The organism is Acinetobacter parvus DSM 16617 = CIP 108168, assembly GCF_000368025.1.
GTDB lineage: Bacteria > Pseudomonadota > Gammaproteobacteria > Pseudomonadales > Moraxellaceae > Acinetobacter > Acinetobacter parvus.
In genome coordinates this window covers 405155-419058 of the sequence record NZ_KB849211.1, presented here as the reverse complement: position 1 = coordinate 419058, position 13904 = coordinate 405155, and the positions used below count along the sequence as shown (strand labels likewise).

At 40.7% G+C, this 13904-nt stretch carries 16 protein-coding genes and 1 pseudogene; 9 read left to right on the top strand and 8 right to left on the bottom strand.

What is annotated here, in order from left to right:
* The first annotated feature begins 397 nt into the window (after positions 1 to 397).
* Together hemE and F988_RS04110 are read left to right on the top strand one after the other, a co-directional pair.
* On the top strand, positions 398 to 1471 hold the full coding sequence (hemE, locus tag F988_RS04115; protein ID WP_004681247.1) for a uroporphyrinogen decarboxylase: 1074 nt from the start codon (positions 398 to 400) through the stop codon (positions 1469 to 1471).
* Between the two features lie 44 nt (positions 1472 to 1515).
* Positions 1516 to 2310: a DUF817 domain-containing protein gene (locus F988_RS04110; RefSeq protein WP_004681245.1), complete on the top strand. Its 795-nt coding sequence runs from the start codon at positions 1516 to 1518 to the stop codon at positions 2308 to 2310.
* Between the two features lie 11 nt (positions 2311 to 2321).
* Here the strand turns inward: F988_RS04110 and F988_RS04105 are convergent, their stop codons facing one another.
* From F988_RS04105 to F988_RS04080, 6 genes are all read right to left on the bottom strand, one after another.
* The gene (locus tag F988_RS04105; protein ID WP_004681243.1) at positions 2322 to 2684 is read right to left on the bottom strand and encodes a cupin domain-containing protein; all 363 of its coding nucleotides are present in this window, start codon (positions 2682 to 2684) and stop codon (positions 2322 to 2324) included.
* Positions 2685 to 2698: 14 nt separating this feature from the next.
* Positions 2699 to 3247 carry a GTP cyclohydrolase I FolE gene (folE, locus tag F988_RS04100; protein WP_171055691.1) on the bottom strand — a complete coding sequence of 183 codons (549 nt, stop codon included), beginning with the start codon at positions 3245 to 3247 and terminating at the stop codon, positions 2699 to 2701.
* A gap of 90 nt (positions 3248 to 3337) precedes the next feature.
* Entirely contained in the window at positions 3338 to 4027 is a 690-nt protein-coding gene (locus tag F988_RS04095) for a Smr/MutS family protein (RefSeq protein WP_004681238.1), read from the bottom strand.
* A gap of 7 nt (positions 4028 to 4034) precedes the next feature.
* On the bottom strand, positions 4035 to 4841 hold the full coding sequence (gene trpC, locus F988_RS04090) for an indole-3-glycerol phosphate synthase TrpC (RefSeq protein WP_004681237.1): 807 nt from the start codon (positions 4839 to 4841) through the stop codon (positions 4035 to 4037).
* A gap of 9 nt (positions 4842 to 4850) precedes the next feature.
* Positions 4851 to 5900, bottom strand: coding sequence for an anthranilate phosphoribosyltransferase (trpD, locus tag F988_RS04085; RefSeq protein ID WP_004681234.1), 1050 nt, complete (start codon positions 5898 to 5900; stop codon positions 4851 to 4853).
* Positions 5901 to 6485: an anthranilate synthase component II gene (locus F988_RS04080; RefSeq protein WP_004681233.1), complete on the bottom strand. Its 585-nt coding sequence runs from the start codon at positions 6483 to 6485 to the stop codon at positions 5901 to 5903.
* Positions 6486 to 7104: 619 nt separating this feature from the next.
* Here F988_RS04080 and glnA point away from each other — a divergent pair.
* The 5 genes from glnA to F988_RS04055 all read left to right on the top strand — a co-directional run bounded on the left by glnA (position 7105) and on the right by F988_RS04055 (position 11713).
* Positions 7105 to 8520, top strand: coding sequence for a type I glutamate--ammonia ligase (gene glnA, locus F988_RS04075; protein WP_171055689.1), 1416 nt, complete (start codon positions 7105 to 7107; stop codon positions 8518 to 8520).
* A 125-nt stretch (positions 8521 to 8645) separates the two neighbouring features.
* On the top strand, positions 8646 to 9137 hold the full coding sequence (locus F988_RS04070) for a chorismate--pyruvate lyase family protein (RefSeq protein WP_004678044.1): 492 nt from the start codon (positions 8646 to 8648) through the stop codon (positions 9135 to 9137).
* Between the two features lie 15 nt (positions 9138 to 9152).
* Complete coding sequence (ubiA, locus tag F988_RS04065) at positions 9153 to 10034, top strand: 4-hydroxybenzoate octaprenyltransferase (RefSeq protein ID WP_004678041.1); 882 nt, start codon at positions 9153 to 9155, stop codon at positions 10032 to 10034.
* A 108-nt stretch (positions 10035 to 10142) separates the two neighbouring features.
* Positions 10143 to 11408, top strand: a complete 1266-nt coding sequence (locus F988_RS04060; protein ID WP_004681231.1) for an alpha/beta hydrolase family protein — start codon at positions 10143 to 10145, stop codon at positions 11406 to 11408.
* A gap of 95 nt (positions 11409 to 11503) precedes the next feature.
* Positions 11504 to 11713, top strand: coding sequence for a hypothetical protein (locus F988_RS04055; RefSeq protein ID WP_004678037.1), 210 nt, complete (start codon positions 11504 to 11506; stop codon positions 11711 to 11713).
* A gap of 17 nt (positions 11714 to 11730) precedes the next feature.
* On the opposite strand, the pseudogene F988_RS15185 reads toward F988_RS04055, so the two are convergent.
* Positions 11731 to 11856 (bottom strand): annotated as a pseudogene (locus F988_RS15185) (DUF2726 domain-containing protein); the annotation flags it as partial.
* Positions 11857 to 12127: 271 nt separating this feature from the next.
* Here F988_RS15185 and F988_RS04050 point away from each other — a divergent pair.
* Together F988_RS04050 and F988_RS04045 are read left to right on the top strand one after the other, a co-directional pair.
* The gene (locus tag F988_RS04050) at positions 12128 to 13120 is read left to right on the top strand and encodes an SIR2 family protein (protein ID WP_004681230.1); all 993 of its coding nucleotides are present in this window, start codon (positions 12128 to 12130) and stop codon (positions 13118 to 13120) included.
* 14 nt (positions 13121 to 13134) lie between these two features.
* Positions 13135 to 13443 (top strand): hypothetical protein, encoded by a 309-nt coding sequence (locus F988_RS04045; RefSeq protein WP_004681228.1) that lies wholly within the window; start codon positions 13135 to 13137, stop codon positions 13441 to 13443.
* Between the two features lie 17 nt (positions 13444 to 13460).
* On the opposite strand, the gene F988_RS04040 is transcribed toward F988_RS04045, so the two are convergent.
* Positions 13461 to 13904, bottom strand: a 444-nt coding sequence (locus tag F988_RS04040) for an IS3 family transposase (protein WP_004678275.1), incomplete at its 5' end; no start/stop codon positions are given.

Sequence of the window (13904 nt, the reverse complement as noted above, 5' to 3'; positions counted from 1 at the left end):
AAGACATTTTTTAGACGGTACAAGGCATGACTTATGAAATTTAGCTATTCTAAATGAATAAGGCATAACGCAGTAGCGGCAAAAAATGTCCCTGTCCCGCAGGGTTATGGCTAAAAATTCCCTAAACTGCGTTATGAAACTTGACAAGGGAGTCACCATTGCCTGCGTTTCATGCCTTGTTTATGTCGTTTTAGCCTATAACGCAAGGCATGGCTGAAATGTTGACAGACCCTAACATATTACAAGTATTACAGAAAATAATTACGCTTGCAGTAGCAGTTTTGTGTCAAAGCGAAATTTTTGTTTAAAGGTGTAATGTTTGTATGGAATTGAAATTATAAATTCCAGGCTAACTTTGTTATGATGCGTTCCACATGAAAGAATTTAGAGATTGGTCATGACAACGTTGAAAAATGATCGTTTTTTACGAGCTTTATTACGTGAACCTGTAGACACCACACCTGTATGGATGATGCGTCAGGCAGGGCGTTATTTACCAGAATATCGAGAAACTCGCGCACAGGCAGGGGATTTCCTATCTCTATGTAAAAATACAGAATTTGCCTGTGAAGTTACTTTGCAGCCTTTACGCCGTTATGAACTGGATGCCGCAATTCTATTTTCTGATATTTTAACCGTGCCTGATGCGCTGGGATTGGGATTGTATTTTGAGGCGGGGGAAGGGCCAAAGTTTCATAAAACAGTACGTACGGAACAGGATGTCGCCAACCTGCCGAAAATCAATGCCAAGTCTGACCTGGCCTATGTTATGAATGCCGTTTCAGCCATTCGATCTGCTTTAGGCGGACACGTCCCTTTAATCGGTTTTTCTGGAAGCCCATGGACTTTAGCCACTTATATGGTGGAAGGCGGTTCCAGCAAGGAATTCCGCTTTATCAAGAATATGATGTATGCACAGCCAGAAGTGTTACATGCCTTACTTGATCATTTAGCCGATTCAGTGATTGATTACCTCAATGCACAGATTGATGCAGGCGCACAGGCCATTCAGATTTTTGATAGTTGGGGGGGCGCGCTGGCACATCGGGAATATATTGAATTTTCATTGAACTATATGACCAAGATCATTGCTGGACTTCAGCGTGAAAAAGATGGCCACCGTATTCCGATTATTGTCTTTACCAAAGGTGGTGGACAATGGCTGGAAGCCATGCTGACAACAGGTGCAGATGCATTTGGACTGGACTGGACAACGCCACTTTATACTGCAAGAGACGTGGTTGCAGAACGAGCCGCCTTGCAGGGGAATCTTGACCCAGCTACGCTTTATGGTTCGACGGCATCCATTGAAAAATCGGTCAAAGCCATGCTGGATGATGCCTACAGCAATGGTGAAAAAACAGGTTATATTGCTAATTTAGGGCATGGTATTACCCAATGGGTCGATCCAGCCCAACCCAAGATTTTTGTGGATACCGTACATGAATATAGCGCGAAATATCTAGGCTGATATTTATAAGGCATTTCAAGGCTAAACCAGCTAGGATCAGTTTTGTGCAGTTGATTGTATTACCAATAAATTTTATCAGTAGGGCAGCTTCGGCTGCCTTATTTGGATTGCTGCTTTTAATTGCTTTTGCAGTAACTGCACCGATGGGAAGTCAGGAATATTACGGTTTTTACCGTTATGACTATTTGTTGTTTTATGCGCTGATGATCCAGATTTGCCTGCTGTATTTAAAACTTGAATCCTGGGATGAAGCCAAGGTCATTGCCTTATTCCATATTATGGCGATGGGGATGGAGATTTTTCTGACGCATCCTGCAATTGCATCATGGCAATATCCTCAGCCTGCCATCTTTAAGTTGCTTACGGTGCCATTATTTGCGGGTTTTATGTATTCTGCGGTCGGCAGCTTTTTTGCAAGGTCACTCCGCCTGTATCAGGTGTCTTTTGAAAATCTCCCCCAGTTTGGCAATATGTTGTGCCTGGCAGTTTTGTCTTATTTAAATTTCATGACCAAATTCTTTATTCCTGATATTCGTATGGGATTATTTATCTGGAGTGTGGTGATTTTCTGGAAAACAAAACTGTATTTTCAACTCGCCCAACATCGTTTCAAGGTTCCGATGCTGCCGATTTTGCTGATACTCGCATTCCTGATCTGGATTGCTGAAAATATCAGTACTTTCTATAAAATCTGGCTTTATCCCAGTCAGGTTGATGCATGGCATATGGTTGGCTGGGGGAAACTGGGTTCCTGGTATTTACTGTTATTGTTAAGCTTGGTTCTGGTCTTAAAAATACTGGGTGAGCGTGATCAAAATGGGACTTGGCGATTGTATTAAATATGATGAGATCAAACATCTACAATCACATAATACTTTTTAACTGCTTCAAGTACTTCAAATGTGCCAATAAATGCAGGTGGAATAATACCCGCATTTCCAGCAGCCACTTCAATAAACGTATTGGTTTGTGCATCATGGATACGCACAGCGCCCTCAATCACCTGAAAAAATTCCTGTTTATTGTCGGCAAACTGAATATTCCATGCACCCACTTCACATTGCCAAATTCCACAACTCATATGAGGATGTTCATATAAGCTATAAGTTAGGCGTTGTGGGTTGCCTTTCACCAATCGATCAGGGCGAGGGTAATCAACACTAGCTTCATGTTGAATAAGCTGTCCCTGACCAGCGAGATAAATGGATGACATGGTAAATACTCAGATCAATAACTTTCAGGAACCGCACTTAAAAACTCACGGCGAGTTTCCTTGTCCGTCTTAAAATCACCAATAAACGAAACAGTACGGGTGGTGGATTCCTGCTTGCCAACACCACGCATCATCATGCACATATGCGCTGAATCAATCACTACAGCAACACCACGTGCCTGAGTCACTTCAGCAACAGCTTCTGCGATTTGCTGGGTCAAGTTTTCCTGAATCTGTAAACGACGGGCAAACATTTCCGTAATACGGGCAAACTTGGATAAACCGAGCACCTGACCTTCAGGTAAATAAGCAATGTGCACACGACCATAGAAAGGCAGCAGATGGTGTTCACACAGTGAATAGAACTCGATATTTTTGACCAATACCATTTCATGGTTATCGGATGGGAAAACCGCACTATTGGTCACTTCCTCAAGCGTTTTGCTATAGCCAGAAGTTAAAAAAGAAAAAGCTTTAGCCGCACGCATTGGCGTATCTTTTAGGCCTGGGCGATTTAAATCCTCACCAACGGCAGTTAAGATATTTGCGTACGATTGCTGCATAGACATAACAATGTTCACTCAGGTGGATTGAACAAAACGGCAATTGTATCAGAAAACGATTAAAAAATTGAGTTTTGATCCAATTGCCGATTACTGATTGTACTTTGGATTTTTTTCAGCACGTTTAAGCAGCACCAAAACTGCACCTGTACCGCCCTGATTTTCAGGTGCACTGACAAAAGCCAATACATCACGGTGTTGTCTGAGCCAACCATTGACATAGGTTTTTAAAATCGCTTCTGGACCTTTGCCATGCACAATTTTAATGACATTCTGATTTTCATCTTTTGCAATCTGGATAATTTGCAAAACGGCTGACCGTGCCTGCTCAACGGTACAGCCATGTAAATCCACTGCCTCAAACCAGCGCATTTTGCCTGCTTTTAAATCCTCAAAAACTTTATGCTGCAAGGTTGCGATGCGATAGCTTAAAGCAGCTTGGCTTGCAACAGGATTCAGGATGGCCTGGGTATCTGAAATCTCAGTATGTTCCTGTTCGGCAGAACCCTCAGCCGCGGCCCGTTTTGCCAATGTCTGCGCATCCACCTTTTTGCTGCGGGTGGTTTTGGTATTGGCAATATTATCATTGGCGATAGGTTTTACACCGACCAGTGCTTTTTTAAAAAGCTCGGTATCTTCCAGCTCTTCAACAGCAACCTGAGTTTTTTTTGACTCAGCCTGTTTGGCAACCGCGCTGGATTGAGGGTTGGAAATTTGCTTTTTAAAGGCTTTTAGCAGGTTAAACTGATCTTTAGAAAGCGATGAATCATGTTTGCTCATAATAAATTTAAACCAGTTCTGGTTTCCCAAACAATTCACCAAACGCTAAATCAGGACGAGGCTGTTTCATAAAACTTTCACCAACAAGGAAAGTGTGAATATCATTGGCCTGCATCATTTCCACATCAGCAGGTGTGGCAATGCCGCTTTCAGTGACCAACACACGAGAGGCTGGTAGCAATTTCTTTAAACGCAATGAAGTATTTAAATCCACATCAAAGGTTTTTAAATTACGGTTATTGACACCGAGAATACATTGCTCAGGTAACTGTAAGGCACGTTCCAGTTCGTCTTCGTCATGCACCTCAACTAATACATCCAGTTGATGTTCAAATGCTGTTTTCGACATTTCTTCTAGCTGCTGATCAGACAAGCATGCCACAATCAATAAAATACAGTCTGCATGTAAGGCTCGTGCCTCAACCACATTATAAGGATCAATCAAAAAATCCTTGCGTAAAGCGGGCAGGGCACAATGGTTACGTGCAATTGCAATATTTTCATCTGCACCCTGAAAGAAATCCACATCAGTTAAAACAGATAAACATGCTGCTCCAGCTTGTTCATACTGCTGTGCAATTTCCGCAGGATTAAAGTCTGCACGAATGACGCCTTTAGATGGTGATGCTTTTTTAATCTCAGCAATCACGGCTGGACGTTTATGTTGCAGGGCATGGGCAAAACCACGCACGGGTGTTGCCTCTTTCGCCCATTGTTCAACATCATGCAGGCTACGCTGTTTTAAACGTGCGGCAAGTTCCTCATGTTTACGGTCAACAATTTTACCGAGAATGGTATTTTGAATATTGATCATGAGAAATCCTTAGTCTGCCTGATATTGTTTCAATGTTTTGGTAAATTCACCCAGAATACTCATTTTTTCCAGGGCCTGTCCGCCATAGAGAATATCCTGCGCCAGCGCAACGGCTTGTTTATAGGTCTTGGTCATGCCTGCCACATAAATACCTGCACCTGCATTCAGTGCAATCATGTTGGCTGCTTTTTCACCGATTTCTGATTTGTTACGGCCCAAAGCATCCTTAATCAACTGCAAGCTTTCTTGTGAACTGTTCACAACCAAACCCGTCAGTGTCTGTGATGGAATTCCAACTTCATCTGGAGTAATCGTCCATTCAGTGATTTCACCATCCTTGAGTTCGGCCACTGTGGTGGGTGCCGCTAGACTGATTTCATCCAGACCGTCTCTGGAATGCACCACCATGACATGTACTGCTCCCAGCTGTTTTAAAACCTCAGCAATTGGAAGACACAGTTCATCAGAAAACACGCCAATGACAAAACGATTGACACCAGCAGGATTGGTTAAAGGACCCAATAAATTAAAGATACTACGAATACCCAGTTCACGACGTGGTGCCACAGCATAACGCATGGCCTTGTGATGATTCGGTGCAAACAGGAAACCCACACCCATTTCACGAATGCAACGTTCAGTCTGTTGCATATCCAGATCAAGCTGAATACCCATCTGTTCCAATACATCTGATGAACCAGATTTACTGGACACACCTCGATTGCCATGCTTTGCGATAGTCGCACCCGCAGCAGCAATCACGAAACTTGAGGCAGTGGAGACATTAAACAGGTTTTGGCCATCACCACCTGTTCCTACAATATCGACCAAATGGGGAATATCGCTGACATCGATCTTGATGGCAAACTCACGCATAATCCGTGCCGCAGCCGTGATTTCATCAATACTTTCGCCTTTCATGCGTAGGCCCATCATCAATGCGCCAATCTGGGCGTCGGTGGCTTCACCCTGCATAATGCTACGCATGACATCTTCCATTTGCGGCTGGGTCAAATGAATGTTTTTGGTAATATGATTCAATGCTTGTTGAATGTTCATTTATGCATAAATCTCTAAAAAATTCTTAAAAATCTGGTGTCCATGCTGGCTCAGGATGGACTCTGGATGAAACTGAACCCCCTCAACAGGAAGTGTTTTATGCTTTACACCCATAATTTCTTCAATCGTGCCATCTGGCTGATTGGTCCAGCAGGTCACTTCAAGACAATCTGGCAGTGTTTCCTGTTCAATCACTAATGAATGGTAACGTGTCGCAGCAAAAGGCGAGGGTAAATTGCTAAAAATACCCTTATTGCTATGGTGCATATCTGATAAACGACCATGCATCACGGTTTTGGCACGGATAATATTGCCACCAAAAGCCTGACCAATCGCCTGATGCCCTAGACAAACGCCCAGCAAGGGAATTTTTCCTGCAAAATGATTGATGGCTGGAATGGAAATTCCTGCTTCAGTTGGGGAACATGGGCCAGGACCAATCACCAGATATTTAGGCTGCCATCGTTCGATATCCTCTAATGTGACTTGATCATTACGAACAACTTTTACTTCCTGATTCAACTCGCCAAAGTACTGAACGATGTTGTAGGTAAAAGAATCGTAGTTGTCGATCATCAGAAGCATGACTTTAACCTTTTGAAAAATGTACACTTTATTGTGTTGTGATCTTAAATAAATCTATCAGCTTGTCTTATTTTTAATCGCTATAACGAATAAAAATATTCACTCATGATAGAGGAAAATAATCATAGCAAAAAACAAATGGGCAATGCTGAATATTTCGAGTAATGATGATTTGGATGAGGATAAAAACGTGTAAATAAAAGACAGAAAAATGCAGAATAAACTTTTTTAATTTAAGGGTTTAGTAAAAAATGGCACACCTGAATTGAAAGTCGAATTGAATTGATTGGAATCAAACTGAAAAGAATGATATAAAAAGCCAATTTATACCATCCAAAGATGGCGTAATTGGCACTAGATTGGTTCTTTGTTATATGTTTTGCACTGTTTTGGTTCATTGTGTCTGTTTTGGAGACGAGCTGAGGTGGAAATGTATAAATATGGTGCATTTGTGAAAGCAAACATTATAGTAGACATGGGACATGGAGCTTAAAGCATTTTTTCTGCAAAGAATTTCAATGTTTTAGGTATGCTTTAAAATTGTTGGTATGGTAATTGCTAATTATACATCAACAACTAACACGCACTTAACAGGTGCACAAAAATTTCATTGGAGCAAATGAGCATGGCGAACAAGGTCCTTCAACTCATCAAAGAAAGTGGCGCAAAATGGGTCGATTTTCGCTTTACTGATACTAAGGGTAAAGAGCAGCATGTAACTTACCCAGCTGACACCATTGATGAAGATACCTTTGAAGACGGTAAAATGTTTGATGGTTCTTCAATCGCTGGTTGGAAAGGCATTGAAGCGTCTGACATGATCTTACGTCCAGATGCTGAAACAGGTTTCCTTGACCCGTTCTTTGCTGAGCCAACTGTTGTTGTGACTTGTGACGTAATCGAGCCATCTACTGGCCAAGGTTACGAGCGTGATCCACGTTCGATTGCTCGTCGTGCTGAAGAATATTTAAAATCTACTGGTATCGGTGATACTGCATTCTTTGGTCCAGAACCAGAATTCTTCGTTTTTGACGAAGTGAAGTGGGATATCGACATGTCTGGCGCTCGCCACACATTGATCGCTGAAGAAGCTGCATGGTCGACTGGTAAAGATTATGAAGCTGGTAACTCTGGTCACCGTCCACGTGTGAAAGGCGGTTACTTCCCAGTTCCTCCAGTTGATTCTCATCAAGATATGCGTGCTGAAATGTGTGCACGTATCGAAGACATCATGGGCCCTGGTCGTGTAGAAGTACATCACCACGAAGTTGCTTCTTGCCAATTAGAAATTGGTGTGAGCTTCAACACCATGGTTCGTAAAGCGGACGAAGTTCAGCAGTTCAAATATGCAGTTTGGAACGTTGCTCATCAATATGGTAAAACTGCTACATTCATGCCTAAGCCAATGGTAGGTGATAACGGTTCTGGTATGCACGTTCATATGTCTATCTCTAAAGATGGCAAGAACCTGTTTGCTGGTGATGAATATGCTGGTTTATCTGAAATGGCATTGTTCTTCATTGGTGGTATCATCAAACACGCGCGTGCATTGAATGCAATTACCAACCCTGGTACAAACTCGTACAAGCGTTTAGTTCCACATTACGAAGCTCCGATTATGCTTGCTTACTCAGCACGTAACCGTTCTGCTTCTATCCGTATTCCTTACGTTTCTAGCCCTAAAGGCAAGCGTATCGAAGCACGTTTCCCAGATCCATTAATGAACCCATACTTAGGTTTTGCGGCATTGTTGATGGCTGGTCTTGATGGTATCCAAAACAAGATCCATCCAGGTGAAGCTGCTGACAAGAACTTGTATGATCTTCCTCCTGAAGAAGAAGCAAAAATCCCAACAGTTGCTCACAACCTTGAAATGGCGATTGATGCTCTTAAAGCGGATCATGAGTTCTTATTAAAAGGCGGTGTGTTCACTAAAGAAATGTTAGATGCTTACATCGAACTTAAAACTGAAGATGTACGTCGTCTTAATACGACGACTCACCCAGTTGAATTTGATATGTACTACAGCCTGTAATACATCCAAAATCAGAAAAGTCCGCTTCGGCGGACTTTTTTTATGTTTCTGTTTCAATTTGAATTTCATACATTTTTAATAAAAAATTCAGGTAAACTAATCCCGATGTTTTTAGTGAGCCAAGCATGCGAAATTTACGACCAAACAGAACAAGGGAACAACAGCTTCCTGCTGAATTAAAAAAATGGTTGTATGCCTCAGGTTCACTCACTCAACAACTGACAGATTTGGCAGGTGGTGAGTTTCATGTTGAACGCATCAAAGAACAGTACCAACGTTTAACGCTTGCGGATAGTCGATGGATGAAGATGCCATACCATCACCTTGCATGGGTACGAGAAACCAATTTATATGGTTGTGAAGAACAGGCATGGGTAAAAGCTAAAAGTATATTTCCAATTCTAAGTCTGCAAAAAAAAGCCCGTTTGTTTCAACATATTGGTAATAAGCCGATTGGCTGGTTTTTATTTCAAAGAACCAATCCAGCTTGCGAAAGACGTGTGATTCATCTGGAAGAGGGCTGGACACGACAAAGTTGCTATACTTGGCATGGCTGCAAATTTATTGTGCAGGAAACATTTCTGCCAGCGTTTGAACAGTTTATTCGTCAGCATTGACTCTAAGGAATCAGCATGGAAACAGTGCAACACACCACATGGCGACAACGTCTGCAAGCCTATTATTATCTCTGCCGTTTTGATAAGCCGATTGGTACGGAACTGGTATTTTGGCCCACCATGTGGGCGTTATGGATTGCATCTAAAGGTATTCCTGATTTAAAAATCCTGCTGGTAATGACGCTGGGCGTGATTTTTATGCGTGCAGCAGGCTGTGCCATTAATGACTTTGCCGACCGTAAAGTCGATGCTCATGTAGAACGCACCAAAACCCGTCCTTTAGCCACAGGGATTATTCGTGCCCGTGAGGCAGTTTTTGTATTTTTGGGATTGGTTGTGGCTAGTGCCTGTCTGTTGTTGTTCTTGCCTTTAGAGACTTTTTATTGGTCATTTGGTGCATTGTTTTTGGCGTTTATGTATCCTTTTATGAAGCGCTATACCCATTTACCTCAGGTATTTTTGGGTGCTGCATTCTCATGGTCAATTCCCATGGCCTATACCGCAGTAGGGCAAACACCTGATTTAACCTGCTGGTTTTTATATTTTGGCAATTTGGCGTGGACAGTGGCCTATGATACTCAATATGCGATTACTGATCGTGAATATGACCTGAAAATTGGGGTGAAATCGACGGCCATTCTGTTTGGCCGTTACGATATCCAGATTATTGCTTTGTTACAGGCAATTAGTCTTGGATTGATTGGGACGGCATTTTATCTGGAAAATATTCTAATTCCTTTTGGGCTGATTGCATTGCTTGTGGTTGCGGCAGATTTTATTTATCAGGCGTTCAAAACAAAAGATCGGAACCCTCAAATCTGTTTTTGGGCATTCCGTCACAATCGTTGGGTTGGAATGATTATTTTTATCGGAATTTTTTTAGAATTCATAAGCTGAAATAATGAATGAATAGAAAAGTGTCCTATGCAGGGCACTTTTTTTATGTATTAATAGAATGGCGTGTAGCGTCATGTATAAAAAAGACAAGGACTAAAAGGATATTTTATGAAACGGTCTAATATTACTTTAGCAATTTCTACGTTAACAGCTTCATTATTTTTAACTGCATGTAATAATGGCGGCGGCGGTAGTGATAATAATTCACAACCCTCTACACCATCATCTTATGTTTCAGAAACAGCGTATGTAAATGAAGCAGACACTTTGAAAGATGTGGCTGAAGCGAGTTCGGTTAAAGTCATTAAATATAAAATGCCAAACGTTTTGGGTAAGACTGTTGAAACCTCAGCGCTTGTCTATTTTCCAACGATTGCTCCACCTAAAGATGGTTATCGGGTGATCGTATGGACGCATGGCACATTGGGTGGAGCTGATAAATGTGCACCAAGCAATGCAGGATTGGGTGATCGATTCAATGACTATATTGCCAAGGAGCTATTGGGTCAGGGTTATGTAATCGTGGCGCCTGACTATGAGGGCTTAGGAGGAGAAGGTGAACATCCTTACCTGAACCTGCCGAGCGAGGCTAAATCTGCAATCTATGCAGTGAAAGCAGCCAAAGAGCATTATGGCACCAAACTGAATGGCGCGTGGATGTCTGTAGGCCAGTCACAAGGCGGACAGGCTTCATTGGGTGTTGCTGAATATGCCAATGCAGATGTAAGCTATAAAGGTGCGGTTGCTGGTGCACCAGCATCAAGCTTAGGCGAAATTATCCTGAATGTTGCACCTGCTGCAATCAATGGCTTGTCACAGCCTGTTGCGATTGAAACCTATGCGACATTGTTGTCTTATGCCGCATTGGCTGGGGTTGGAATTACAGCTTATGAGCCAACATTCAATTACCAGAATATGTTTGGTAGTGCCAAAGCCAAGACCATTGCCGATTTGGCAAAAACTGAATGTCTGGATGAAATCCAGGATGAATACAGCAAAGATATTCAAGCCTTTATAGCAGCGAATCCAGACAAGAAAGTTATAGACTATCCAGGAATTAATCGGGAAGAGTTTGAAACAGATGAGGTTGTGAAGAAGTTCCTCAACGACTATAGCCAGCCAACAACGAAAAAACTGAATAAACCAATTCTGATCGTTCAAGGGGTTTATGATACCAATGTACCTTATACTGTGACGTATGATCTGTACGATAAAATGTCAAAAGCAGGTACAAATGTCAGTATGATTCCAGTGCCAATTGCACCAAGTGCAAGTGCTCCTGTGGTGAATGGTTCTCATACAGGTGCAATTCTTTATGCAACACAAACTGGGCAGTTAAGGGACTTTGTTAAACTTTATATGCCAGCTCAATAAGCCAATCAACTATAAAAAAAGAGTCTCTTTATAGAGGCTCTTTTTTGTTATATTGTTGCACTCCTTGAAGCTTGCAACTTAAGTTGGAATAATCCATGAGTCAAAAAACTGTTGAAAAAAAGTCGATACCTTGGTTGTTGATGGGTTTGGGTTTGGCAATTCCAATTTTTATTGTAGGTATGGCATTTCTTGCTGCAAAGAGTGATGCGGAAACAAAGAAAAAATATGACCAGCAACATGCTGAAATTGCCAAGAAATTCGAAGAGCAGAAAAAGGCCGAGCAAGCTGCAAAAACAGAGCAGTAATGTTACGCATCATTAAATCAGCGAATATCCATCTGTAACTGTTTAATGGATGGAATTTGCGTATAACGTTGTACCCGATAGCCTGCCTCTTTCAGCATACGGTCACGTTTTTGGTCTTCCAGTTCCTTTCCAATATGGCTTGTTTTCCTAATTAATAAAATGGTTGTCAAATAAGAACAATGATTGTAACTACTATTTTTTCTCAAATACAAAACTGTAATATTGCTTTAAGTTCAATTTTTATAATTTTATGTATTGTATAAATTTTAGTTTTATATAAATTAATCATATAGATATTGTATTTTAACTTGAAAATTATTGTTCAAATTAATTAGCAAACAAACCATTAAATTTTTTTTAATAATATTTGGGGTAAACGTGGAAGACGAGTTATGTAGGCTAGTGCAGGAGTATATGAGTAAAAACCCTGTTATTGTTTTGGGAAGTGGAGCTTCTGTCCCACATGGAATTCCTGGCATGGGGTTGTTAGGGGAACATTTACAAAATTCTATTCTTCCACTAAGTTGTGAAGATGATAAACATAAGGAATGTTGGCAAGAATTTTTAGAACGATTGAAAATTGAAGATCTTGAGTCGGCATTAACAAATATATCAGCAACTGATGAAGTTACTGATCATATAGTTTCAACTACTTGGGCTTTTTTGAATTCTGAAGATTTAAATATCTATCATCAAGTAATTAGGGATAGGCGTTTTTTACCTTTAAGTCGTTTATTTAGATATATGTTTGGTAGTGTTAACAGAGAAATTCATGTTGTTACACCAAACTATGACAGATTAGCAGAATATGCAGCTGAAGCAGCTGGTTATGCAACCTATACCGGATTTAGTTTTGGATATTTAGGAGAAAGAACAGTCACTATCCCTCCAAAAATAACATTAAATGGTAGGCCACATCGGACAGTTAATGTTTGGAAAGTGCATGGTTCATTTGGATGGTTTCGTGACCCCGCTGGAGTGGTGGTATCACTTCCTCCTATGCTTGAGCCTCCCAGTGGCTTATTACCAGTAATAGTAACTCCAGGTATTGAAAAATATAGAATTACTCATGATGAGCCTTTCAGAAGTGCAATGCATAATGCTGATGCTGCGACTCAAAATGCTTCAGCGTTTTTATGTATCGGCTATGGATTTAATGATAGACATTTGCAATCTCGCCTTATCGAAAGATGTCAACGTGATGATGTACCCCTGATATTAATAACGAAAGAAATCAGTTCAACAGCTCATGCATTCTTTAAAAGTGGTAAATGTAGAAAATACATTGCCATTGAAGAAGCTACTCAAGGTATAAAAATTTATTCAAATAAATATCCGAATGGTAACGAAATTAAAAATGTATTGGCTTATTGGCAACTTGAAAATTTTTTAAAATTAATTCAATAAGAGGGAATAACAAAATGGCAATATTAGAGTACGACGATAGTGAGGCATTAGGTCGTGTTAGAACAGTTGATACTATGACAGTTGTTGTAGAAGTAGATGATGTAGACAGACTTAGAAAGTTACAAGTAAATAGACTTGCAGTACTTCAAAGTAGTAAAGCTGGTCAACATTTAATAGGAATAATTCAAAAAATTACGAGAACAGCAATTGATATAAAGGACTTTAATGAGAAAAACAAAAATGATGAAGATAATATTATAAGTGAAAAGAATGTAGTTAAGAGGTGGTCCCACATGTTTGAACAACTAAAAGCTTATTTATAAGTGATATTCTGCTCTAGTTAAGCTACCTTATTTTGTTGTGGTAGCTGGTCATAGTAAAACTCATCTGGGGTCATTTTGTCCAGACTCGAATGAGGCCGTTTCAAATTATAAAATTCAAAATATGCACTCAATTGCTTTTTCGCATCTGTGACACTGCTATAAGCTTTGAGATACACCTCTTCATATTTAACGCTCCGCCATAATCGTTCAACCATCACATTATCTACCCATCGACCTTTACCATCCATACTGATTTGAATGCCATTTGATTTCAATACATCAATAAATGCATCACTGGTAAACTGGCTGCCTTGGTCTGTATTAAATATTTCAGGTCGACCATATTTTTCAATCGCTTCATTTAAAGCCGAAATACAAAAATCCACCTCCATACTAATCGATACCCTATGCGCAAGTACCTTGCGGCTATGCCAATCAATCACAGCACATAAATAAACAAA

What these genes read in the sequence shown, in the direction of transcription:
- hemE (WP_004681247.1), top strand. Translation starts at nt 398, where the DNA reads ATGACAACGTTGAAAAATGATCGTTTTTTACGAGCTTTATTACGTGAA.
- F988_RS04105 (WP_004681243.1), bottom strand. Translation starts at nt 2,684, where the DNA reads ATGTCATCCATTTATCTCGCTGGTCAGGGACAGCTTATTCAACATGAA.
- folE (WP_171055691.1), bottom strand. Translation starts at nt 3,247, where the DNA reads ATGCAGCAATCGTACGCAAATATCTTAACTGCCGTTGGTGAGGATTTA.
- F988_RS04095 (WP_004681238.1), bottom strand. Translation starts at nt 4,027, where the DNA reads ATGAGCAAACATGATTCATCGCTTTCTAAAGATCAGTTTAACCTGCTA.
- trpC (WP_004681237.1), bottom strand. Translation starts at nt 4,841, where the DNA reads ATGATCAATATTCAAAATACCATTCTCGGTAAAATTGTTGACCGTAAA.
- trpD (WP_004681234.1), bottom strand. Translation starts at nt 5,900, where the DNA reads ATGAACATTCAACAAGCATTGAATCATATTACCAAAAACATTCATTTG.
- F988_RS04080 (WP_004681233.1), bottom strand. Translation starts at nt 6,485, where the DNA reads ATGCTTCTGATGATCGACAACTACGATTCTTTTACCTACAACATCGTT.
- glnA (WP_171055689.1), top strand. Translation starts at nt 7,105, where the DNA reads ATGAGCATGGCGAACAAGGTCCTTCAACTCATCAAAGAAAGTGGCGCA.
- F988_RS04070 (WP_004678044.1), top strand. Translation starts at nt 8,646, where the DNA reads ATGCGAAATTTACGACCAAACAGAACAAGGGAACAACAGCTTCCTGCT.
- ubiA (WP_004678041.1), top strand. Translation starts at nt 9,153, where the DNA reads ATGGAAACAGTGCAACACACCACATGGCGACAACGTCTGCAAGCCTAT.
- F988_RS04060 (WP_004681231.1), top strand. Translation starts at nt 10,143, where the DNA reads ATGAAACGGTCTAATATTACTTTAGCAATTTCTACGTTAACAGCTTCA.
- F988_RS04055 (WP_004678037.1), top strand. Translation starts at nt 11,504, where the DNA reads ATGAGTCAAAAAACTGTTGAAAAAAAGTCGATACCTTGGTTGTTGATG.
- F988_RS04050 (WP_004681230.1), top strand. Translation starts at nt 12,128, where the DNA reads ATGAGTAAAAACCCTGTTATTGTTTTGGGAAGTGGAGCTTCTGTCCCA.
- F988_RS04045 (WP_004681228.1), top strand. Translation starts at nt 13,135, where the DNA reads ATGGCAATATTAGAGTACGACGATAGTGAGGCATTAGGTCGTGTTAGA.